2 protein-coding genes are annotated in these 2,341 nt (G+C 62.7%); one reads left to right on the plus strand and one right to left on the minus strand.

Annotated features, from left to right (window positions below; genetic code table 11):
- Window positions 1–53 precede the first annotated feature (53 nt).
- A complete protein-coding gene (gene groES, locus VIG90_RS03215; protein WP_331591993.1) occupies window positions 54–344 on the minus strand; it encodes a co-chaperone GroES in 291 nt (96 codons plus the stop codon).
- Window positions 345–663: 319 nt separating this feature from the next.
- On the opposite strand from groES, the gene sppA reads away from it, so the two are divergent.
- The coding region (gene sppA / locus VIG90_RS03220) for a signal peptide peptidase SppA (RefSeq protein WP_331591994.1) at window positions 664–2,341 on the plus strand (1,678 nt) is incomplete at its 3' end.

The raw sequence follows: 2,341 nt of genomic DNA on the forward strand, positions 1-2,341 counted from the left end.
TTGGCAGCCATTTCGGTCTCTTCCTTGAATGGGGTTGAACGGGATGGTCGCGCTTAGGCGCTGACCACGCCCAGGACGTCGGACTCTTTCATGATGATCAGGTCTTCACCGTCGATCTTCACTTCGGTGCCGGACCACTTGCCGAACAGCACGCGGTCGCCAGCCTTCACGTCGAGTTCGACGAGCTTGCCGCTCTCATCGCGAGCGCCGCTGCCAACAGCGACGATCACGCCTTCTTGCGGCTTTTCCTTGGCGCTATCCGGAATAATGATGCCACCAGCGGTCTTTGCCTCGGATTCGACACGACGCACCAGCACTCGGTCGTGCAGGGGACGGAAAGACATGCAGTCACCTCTTAGCTGATTTCGAGGACCAGACCGACAGCGGCCCCCGGTCGGTTGTTCAGTAAATCACATCGTTAGCACTCAAATATCCACAGTGCTAACGAGCCCTTTCGCATATGAGGTTGCATTTTTGCCGAGTCAAGAACCGCCCCCGGATTTTATATTCCAGGAAGTCCATTTAATGTCTCGGCAAATCGGGTAATGTCCGATGCCACAGGGCCCGGTTCTGCGTTGATGACGCTACATGGCGGAATGCCGGACAGGGTTTCCTGTCCGTATCCCTGCTTGTCCTTTTTCATTGTGCCCGATTGGCTATGACATGCTCGATTTTCTGAAAATGCTCTGGCGTGCCTTCGTCGTCCTCAAGGACTTCGTGTTTGGAATAATCGCCATCATCATTCTTCTTGCCGTTGTGGTTGCTTTCTCGCCCGCCACGGAAACGGCACTGTCTGAAAAGACCGCCCTCGTCGTGCGGCTGGAAGGCAATCTGGTGGAGCAGCGCACCGCCGCTGATCCCCTCACCCTCGTCGGCAGCAGCGAAGGGCTGATCCCCGAGACGCTGATGCGCGATGTCATCAAGGGCATCGACCGCGCCGCGAAGGACGAGCGCGTGGCGGCGCTGGTGCTGGAGCTTGACGGATTTTACGGCGCAGGTCCCGGCGCGCTGGAAACCGTGGGCGCGGCCCTCAGGCGCTTCAAGGAAACCGGCAAGCCGATCTACGCCTACGGCCGCTATTATACCGAGCCGCAATATTATCTCGCCAGCCTTGCCAATGAAGTCTGGCTTCACCCCATGGGCGGCGTGCTGCTGCGCGGCTATGGCCAGTACAACGTCTATCTGAAGGACGCGCTCGACCGCCTGAAGGTCTCGGTCCACGTCTTCCAGGCCGGGCGCTACAAATCCTTTATCGAGCCCTATGTGCGCGACAGCATGTCCGATGACGCCCGCGTCTCGCTCCAGACCCTCTATGACGGCCTGTGGGGCAAATATGTTCAGGACGTGGAGTCCGCCCGCAAGGAGCGCGGCTTCCAACTGTCCGCCACCATCAACACCGCGGCGGACCAGATCGTGGCAAGCGGCGGGGATCTCGCCGAATTCGCCGTGAAGAGCAAGGCGGTGGACAAGCTCGGCACCTACGCCGAATTCGTCAAGCAGATGGCCGCCCTCGTCGGCACCGGCGAGGACCGGGACGGTCTGCCCGCCTACAGCCAGACCGAACTGGCAAGCTATGTCTCCGCCACCAATGATCAGGAAAAGCGCTCCGGCGATGCGGTCGGCGTCATTTACGTCAACGGCGAGATCGTGGACGGCGAGGCTCCGCTCGGCGTGGCGGGCGGCGACACCATCGCGCGGCTCATCCGCCAGGCCATGAAGGAAGACGCCATCAAGGCGCTGGTGGTGCGCGTCAACTCGCCCGGCGGCTCGGCGACCGCCGCCGAAGCCATTCGCGAGCAACTCATGCAGGCGCGCCTGCAAGGCATACCGGTCGTCACCTCCATGGGATCGGTCGCGGCATCCGGCGGCTACTGGGTCGCTGCGGGCACGGACGAGATCTGGGCCGAGCCCTCCACCATCACCGGCTCCATCGGTGTGTTCGGCATCCTGCCGACGTTCGAGCGCACGCTCGATGCCGTCGGCGCCCAGTCGGACGGCATCGGCACCACCCCGCTCTCCGACATCGGCGATCTCACTCGCCCGCTCAGCCCGGAGGCCAACCGCATCGTCCAGTCGTCGGTCGAGAACACCTACAAGCGCTTCCTCGGCGTCGTCTCCACCAACCGCAACATCTCCGTCGATGCCGCGAACGATGCCGGTCAGGGCCGCCCGTGGAGCGGCGCGACCGCCCAGCAGCTCAAGCTGGTCGATCACCTCGGCGGCCTCAACGAGGCGGTGGCCGCCGCCGCCCGCAGAGCCAAGCTCAAGGACTATCGCGTGGTTCATGTGGACCCGGTCGAGCCGTGGGCGGGCTTCATCACCCGCAAGCTCTTCGGCGTGC

Source organism: Pedomonas sp., from assembly GCF_036515995.1.
Lineage (GTDB): Bacteria > Pseudomonadota > Alphaproteobacteria > Sphingomonadales > Sphingomonadaceae > Pedomonas.